The 6,457-nt window shown below is 68.7% G+C and carries 7 protein-coding genes; 3 read left to right on the top strand and 4 right to left on the bottom strand.

Annotated elements, in window-relative coordinates; all coding sequences use genetic code 11:
• Positions 1 to 119 precede the first annotated feature (119 nt).
• Positions 120 to 908 (bottom strand): SOS response-associated peptidase, encoded by a 789-nt coding sequence (locus tag AB0M45_RS16635; RefSeq protein ID WP_364329009.1) that lies wholly within the window; start codon positions 906 to 908, stop codon positions 120 to 122.
• Positions 909 to 1,076: 168 nt separating this feature from the next.
• Here AB0M45_RS16635 and AB0M45_RS16630 point away from each other — a divergent pair, with 168 nt between their 5' ends.
• From AB0M45_RS16630 to rsgA, 3 genes are all read left to right on the top strand, one after another.
• Positions 1,077 to 2,585: an aldehyde dehydrogenase family protein gene (locus AB0M45_RS16630; RefSeq protein WP_364329006.1), complete on the top strand. Its 1,509-nt coding sequence runs from the start codon at positions 1,077 to 1,079 to the stop codon at positions 2,583 to 2,585.
• Positions 2,586 to 2,913: 328 nt separating this feature from the next.
• Positions 2,914 to 4,206: a 3-phosphoshikimate 1-carboxyvinyltransferase gene (gene aroA, locus AB0M45_RS16625; protein WP_364329003.1), complete on the top strand. Its 1,293-nt coding sequence runs from the start codon at positions 2,914 to 2,916 to the stop codon at positions 4,204 to 4,206.
• A complete protein-coding gene (gene rsgA, locus AB0M45_RS16620; protein ID WP_364329045.1) occupies positions 4,203 to 5,201 on the top strand; it encodes a ribosome small subunit-dependent GTPase A in 999 nt (332 codons plus the stop codon). The genes aroA and rsgA overlap by 4 nt, the downstream gene beginning before the upstream one ends.
• Before the next feature lie 19 nt (positions 5,202 to 5,220).
• Here rsgA and AB0M45_RS16615 read toward each other — a convergent pair whose 3' ends face one another.
• The 3 genes from AB0M45_RS16615 to AB0M45_RS16605 form a co-directional block, all read right to left on the bottom strand.
• Positions 5,221 to 5,598, bottom strand: a complete 378-nt coding sequence (locus tag AB0M45_RS16615; protein ID WP_364329000.1) for a nuclear transport factor 2 family protein — start codon at positions 5,596 to 5,598, stop codon at positions 5,221 to 5,223.
• Between the two features lie 92 nt (positions 5,599 to 5,690).
• Positions 5,691 to 6,116, bottom strand: coding sequence for a type II toxin-antitoxin system VapC family toxin (locus AB0M45_RS16610; protein WP_364328997.1), 426 nt, complete (start codon positions 6,114 to 6,116; stop codon positions 5,691 to 5,693).
• Entirely contained in the window at positions 6,113 to 6,442 is a 330-nt protein-coding gene (locus AB0M45_RS16605) for a type II toxin-antitoxin system prevent-host-death family antitoxin (RefSeq protein WP_364328994.1), read from the bottom strand. The genes AB0M45_RS16610 and AB0M45_RS16605 overlap by 4 nt, the downstream gene beginning before the upstream one ends.
• Positions 6,443 to 6,457 lie beyond the last annotated feature (15 nt).

Below are 6,457 nucleotides of genomic sequence, written 5' to 3'. Positions count from 1 at the left end.
CGTCCGAGCGGCCGCCACGCAAGCGACGAAGTCGCAAGCGGTGGCCGCTCGGACGCGAGCCATAAGGGGTGCCCGCGAACACGCAGCGCGGCAGGCGCCGCCAAGCAGGCACAGCGAGCTCACAGCAAGCTGATCTGCCCGGTTTGCTCCTGATCCTCCACTCGGGCAAGCAATTCCGGGCCGTTGTTGCGCACGCTGTTGACCAGCGCGGGCACCGGCCGCGGCACGATTGTGGCGACCGTCTCCTCGCTCGGGGTCTCCAGCAGCGTCGCCGGGGCCGGGTGATCCGGGTCCAGCCACGCGTCCCAGTGTTCCCGTGGCATGGGCAGCGGCATGCGGTCGTGAATGCGGGTGAGGTCGCCGACCGCGTCGGTGGTGAGGATGGTGCACGACAGCAGCGGCTCACTCTCCGGCTGGGAACGGTCGCGCCACACCGACCACAGCCCCGCCATATAGAGCCGCGAACCGTCGGCGTCGGCCATGTAGTACGGATGTTTGAGCACTTTGCCTTTCGTCCCCGGCTCGGTGTTCGGTTCGACGACCCACTCGTACCAACCGTCCATCGGCACCAGACAGCGCCGGTACTTCACCGCGTCGCGGAAGGAGGGCGTGGTGGCGGCCTTGTCGGCGCGGGCGTTGAACAACGGCTTGCCCTTGACCGGCACACCGGGCTCGGCAGCCTTGGTCCACACCGGGATCAGCCCCCAGCGCATACGCCGGATACGACGCTTCGGATCGTCGTCCTTACGCCCCTGGTCGTGCCGTTCGACCACGGTGAGGACCTGGGTGGTGGGAGCGACGTTGTAGTTGGTGAAGGAGCCCTGGTCCGTCGTCTCGGTCTCGTCGATCGCGTCCAACTCGGCCGCGAGCCTGCCCGGGTTGGTGGTGGTCGCATATCGTCCGCACATATCCCCGATACTCCCACCCGCCACCGACAGTGTCGGGGACAATTGGCCCATAACCGATGACCTGTTGAGAGTTTTGACATAGCATTCTCTCATCGGAGAGGCGGTCTGCCCGTCCATTCCGGCGTGCGCATCGACCGCCCACCGCAAGACGGCAAGAGGAGACCCACTGTGACATCAACCGACACCAGACCGGCCGACCACGACACGGCCCTCACGTCGGTGAATCCGGCGACAGGCGAGGTGATCGGCGCCCACGTCATCGCCGACGACGCCGCGGTGGCCGCCGCGGTCGCGAAGGCCCGCGCGGCGGCGGCCACTTGGGGGGCACTGAGTTTCGACGAGCGGCGTACGCATCTGCTGCGCTGGTCGAGCAAGCTGGTGCAGAAGTCGGAGGAGTTCTGCGCACTGATCCACGCCGAGAACGGCAAGCCGCTCGACGACGCGTTCCTCGAACTGATGCTCGCGCTCGAGCACATCTCCTGGGCGGCCAAGCACGCCAAGAAAGTGCTCGGGCCCAAGCGGGTCTTCCCCGGTGCGCTGATGTCGAACTTCAGCGCCCGGCTGGAACTGCGCCCACTCGGTGTCATCGGCGTGATCGGCCCCTGGAATTACCCGGTCTACACGCCGAACGGCTCGATCGCCTACGCGCTGGCCGCGGGCAACACCGTCGTGTTCAAGCCGAGCGAATACTCCACCAGCATCGGCAATTTCCTCGCCGACGCGTTCGCCGAGGCCAACCCCGAACTGCCCGAGGGCGTCTTCATCACGATCAACGGTTACGGCGCCACCGGCGCGGCGCTGGTGCGCTCGGACGTCGACAAGATCGCCTTCACCGGCTCGACCGCCACCGGCAAGCGGATCATGGCCGCGGCCGCGGAGAAACTCACGCCGGTGCTGCTGGAGTGCGGCGGCAAGGACGCGGTGATCGTCGCCGCCGACGCCGACATCAAGGCCGCCGCCGACGCGGTCGCCTGGGGCGCCACCGCCAACAGCGGCCAGACTTGCGCGGGCGTCGAGCGGGTGTACGTGGACCGCGCGGTGCGCGAGGAGTTCCTCGCCGAGGTCAAGCGCATCCTCGGCGACATCAAGCCCGGTTCGGACGACAAGGCCGCCTACGGGCCGATGACCATGCCGAGCCAGGTCGACGTGGTGCGCCGCCACATCGAGGACGCGCTGAAGAACGGCGGCACCGCCGTGCTCGGCGGCCCCGAGTCGGTCAAGGCGCCGTTCATCGAGCCGGTGGTGCTCGTCGACGTGGACGAGAACTCCGAGGCGGTGTGCGAGGAGACTTTCGGCCCGACCATCACCATCCGCACCGTCGACGGCGTGGACGAGGCGGTCGAGCTGGCCAACAAGTCCAAGTACGGCCTGTCCTCCGCGGTGTACTCGAAGAAGAGCGGCCTGGAGATCGCGCGTCGGCTGCGCGTCGGCGCCACCTCGGTGAACTCCGTGCTCGCCTTCGCCGCCATCCCCGGCCTGCCCTTCGGCGGCGTCGGCGACTCCGGCATCGGCCGCATCCACGGCGAACCCGGCCTGCGCGAGTTCGTCCGCCCGCACTCGATCGCCGTGCAGCGCTTCGCCATTCCCGGCATGGCGCTGCTGAGCTACACGCGGACCGCCTCCACGATGAAGCTGCTGCGCAAGCTCGTCCCCGTCCTCCACGGCCGCCATAAGTAAGAAGACCCGGCCGTGGCGTGCGCGTCTTCGAGCACAGCTCTGGCACGTCTCGCGTTCGGGCCGAAGTGGTTGCCCTAGGCACGGCGAATAGCCAGCCGCAACACCCCGTGCCGCGGTTTTCCGCCCCCACGCAACCACATCGGCCGAACCGCCGTTTCCGAGCGAAGCGAGACCTAGCATTGCCCGTTCGCGGCCCGGCGCACGTCCGAGCGGCCGACGCGCAAGCGACGAAGTCGCAAGCGTCGGTCGCTCGGATGCGAGCCACAAGGGGGCCGCGAACACGCAGCGCCGCAGGCGCTGCATAACAAGCACAGTGCATGATGGACGGGTGAACTTCTGGCCAGCGCCCCATGTCGATGTCCCCGTGCACGCGACCGTGACCCTGCCCGGATCGAAATCGATCACGAACCGGGCGCTCATCCTCGCCGCTCTGGCCGATGGACCCTCGACGATCACCGGTGCGCTGCGTAGCCGGGACACGAACCTGATGATCGGCGCGTTGCGCGCGCTGGGTACGCGCATCGAGGGCGAGCGTGACACGTTGACCGTCGCCCCGGCGCCGCTGGGCGGTGGCACGGTCGACTGCGGGCTGGCCGGCACCGTGATGCGCTTCTTGCCGCCGCTCGCGGCGCTGGCGTCGGGTGACGTCGCATTCGACGGTGACGAGCAGGCCAGGATCCGACCGCTGCGCACCATCCTGGACGCGCTGCGCGCGCTCGGCGCGGACATCGCCGGTGACGCGCTGCCGTTCACCGTGCACGGCAAGGGCGCGCTGCGCGGCGGCACGGTGACCATCGACGCATCCGGGTCGTCGCAGTTCGTGTCCGGTCTGCTGCTGTCGGCCGCCCGCTTCGACGAGGGCTTGGTAGTGCACCACGACGGTAAGGCACTGCCGTCGATGCCGCACATCGAGATGACGGTGGAGATGCTGCGCCGCGCCGACGTGCGGGTGCAAGCGCCCGCGGACAGCTTCAAAGCCCAGACCTGGACCGTGGAACCCGGGCCGATCCGCGCGGTGGATTGGGAAGTCGAGCCGGACCTGTCCAATGCCACCCCGTTCCTGGCCGCGGCCGCGATCACGGGCGGCACGGTGAGCATCCCGCACTGGCCGCGGCTGACCACCCAGCCGGGCGACGTGATCCGCGAGATCCTGGTGCGGATGGGCGCCGAGGCGAGGATCTTCGACGGTGTGCTCACCGTGCACGGCCCCGACCGGCTCGCCGGGATCGACATCGATCTGCACGACGTGGGCGAGCTGACCCCGACCGTCGCCGCGCTGGCCGCGCTGGCCGACTCCCCGAGCGTGCTGCGCGGCATCGCCCATCTGCGTGGCCACGAGACCGACCGGCTGGCCGCGCTGTCCACCGAGATCAACCGGCTCGGCGGCAAGGTGACCGAGACCGAGGACGGACTGGAGATCGTGCCCACCGAGTTGCACGGCGGCAAGTGGCATTCCTACGCCGATCACCGGATGGCCACGGCGGGCGCGATTCTCGGCCTCCGGGTGCCCGGCGTCGAGATCGAGGACATCGGGACCACGGCCAAGACCCTGCCGAATTTCGTCGCCCTGTGGGAGCGGATGCTCGATCCGGCGCTGTCCGACGAAGGAGCGGCGCCCTGAGCCGGAGACGTTCCACGGCCAGCTACGACGAATCCGACGTGCGGGTTCGTCCGGGGCGTAGTTCGCGTCCGCGCACCAAGACCCGGCCGCAGCACAGCGATGCCGAGTCCGCCATGGTGGTCTCCGTTGACCGGGGCCGCTGGGGGTGTGTGCTCGACGGCGACGTGGATCGCCGGATCGTCGCCATGCGGGCGCGCGAGCTGGGCCGCACTCCGATCGTGGTGGGCGACCAAGTGGACGTGGTGGGCGATCTGTCCGGGCGGCCGGACACTCTCGCCCGCATCGTCCGGGTCGCCGACCGCCGAACGGTGTTGCGCCGCACCGCCGACGACACCGATCCGTACGAGCGGATCGTGGTCGGCAATGCCGAGCAACTGTTCATCGTGGTCGCGCTCGCCGACCCGCCGCCGCGCACCGGCTTCGTGGAACGCGCCATGGTCGCGGCGTATGCCGGTGGGTTGCAACCGATTCTGTGCCTGACCAAACACGATCTGGCCGCCGACTCCGAATTCGCCGCTGCCTTCGACGATCTCGACCTCACCATCGTCTACGGCGGCATCGACGATCCACTCGACCCGGTGCTGGATCTGCTCACCGACCGTCTCACCGCGCTGATCGGCCACTCCGGCGTCGGCAAGTCCACTCTGGTGAATCGCCTTGTGCCGGACGCGGCTCGAGCTGTCGGTGAGGTCTCCGGCGTGGGCAAGGGCAAGCACACCTCCACCCAGTCCGTCGCGATCCCCTTGCCCGGTAGTGGGTGGGTCATCGACACTCCTGGCGTCCGGTCGTTCGGCTTGGCACACATCACCCCCGACGACGTCATCGCCGCCTTCACCGATCTCGCCGAAGCCATCGAGGACTGTCCACGCGGCTGCACCCACCTGGGCCCGCCCGCCGACCCCGAATGCGCATTGAACGAGCTCACCGGCAAAGAGCACCGCGTGGCAGCCATCCGCCGCCTGCTCGCCGCCCTCGCCTCCAACGAGCTCTGGTAGGCCGAACTCCCGCCGGCGATCAGTGCCCGTCCGGCTGCCCGGGCGCGAACGGCCATTCTTCGAACCACGTGCAGCGGCCGGCATCGTCGAAACGCAGAATCCACAGGTCTTGCCAGTGCGCCGGAGTGTCCCGCGCGTACTCCACCTCCACACGCACCACGGCGGTATCCCCGTCCACCGCGACGATATGGGACCGCATGGTGAACGGCTCGTCGGGCCCGTCCCTGCCCTGTTCCCAGAATCCGGCGAGAGCGCCGAGACCGGTAATCGGCTGCGCCCACGGCGAGACCACGTACACGGCGTCCGTGGCGAACAACTCGGCGAGTTGCTCCGTGCCCGCCGAACGCCAGGCTCGCTCGTACCCGGCCACCCATGTCTCCACAGCCGCACGGTCCATTCCAGGGAAACTACGCCGGTTCGCACGTTCAGTGGAGGTTTCGAAGCCACCATGGTGGGGCCGTGGCTGCGTCGAGCGATCGAGACAACCGGTCAGCGACTGTCCGGATGGGTGACCGATGCAACGGTCACCATCGCGGAAAGGCCTTTGAAGTCATCAGGACTCACCGTGTAGAGCGGTAGGCGGTTCGCCGACGCGATTGCTGCGATCATCAGGTCGATTCGGCGCGGCTTCGGATTGCGGCCCGCATCGAGAACGGCGGCGATGATATGGCCGTAGCGGCGCGCCGCTCGAGCGTCGAAGGGAAGCGGTTCGAAGGCCGCCTCTGCCGCCTGGAGTCGTTCGATCCGCATCGCTCGCTCCACTGGATCGGCGACGAAATGCGGGCCTGCCGCGAGTTCGGCCATCGTCACCGAGCTGAGCACCAACTCGTCGGGGAGTTCGGCGGGGTCGAGCCCGTCGAGAAGGATCAGGACGTTGGTGTCGATGAGCCCTCGACCATCCTGCGCCTTTGTCACTGCCCAGGCTCCGGGGCGAACTCGCCGCGTCGGTACGCGCGATCGTAGGGGTCGTAGAGCGAGTCGTCGATGAGATCGGCGACGTCCGGTGTGGTCGCTCCGGAACCGATCCCTGAGAAGAGCGCCAGAGCCTCCTCACGGGGCACAGCCGTCCGTCGGTGGGCGCGTCGATGCGGAACCAGGTCCGCGACCGGGGCGCCATCCACCGTGATGGTGTAGGCCCGACCGGCGCGCACCTCGCGCAGCACCCGGCCGGAGTTGTTGCGGAACTCGCGCTGAGGGATCTCCGGAAGCTCGGGCTGGGAGAAGGGCGCCGCGGATGTCATAGCGTCATGCTACGC

This window comes from Nocardia sp. NPDC051787 (assembly GCF_040681325.1).
Classification (GTDB): Bacteria; Actinomycetota; Actinomycetes; order Mycobacteriales; family Mycobacteriaceae; genus Nocardia.
The sequence above is the reverse complement of the archived record's forward strand: the minus strand, read 5'-3'. Positions and strand labels throughout refer to the sequence as shown.

Excerpts from the sequence above, each read along its gene's own strand:
- AB0M45_RS16635 (WP_364329009.1), bottom strand. The coding sequence starts at position 908 with ATGTGCGGACGATATGCGACCACCACCAACCCGGGCAGGCTCGCGGCC.
- AB0M45_RS16615 (WP_364329000.1), bottom strand. The coding sequence starts at position 5,598 with ATGGACCGTGCGGCTGTGGAGACATGGGTGGCCGGGTACGAGCGAGCC.
- AB0M45_RS16605 (WP_364328994.1), bottom strand. The coding sequence starts at position 6,442 with ATGACATCCGCGGCGCCCTTCTCCCAGCCCGAGCTTCCGGAGATCCCT.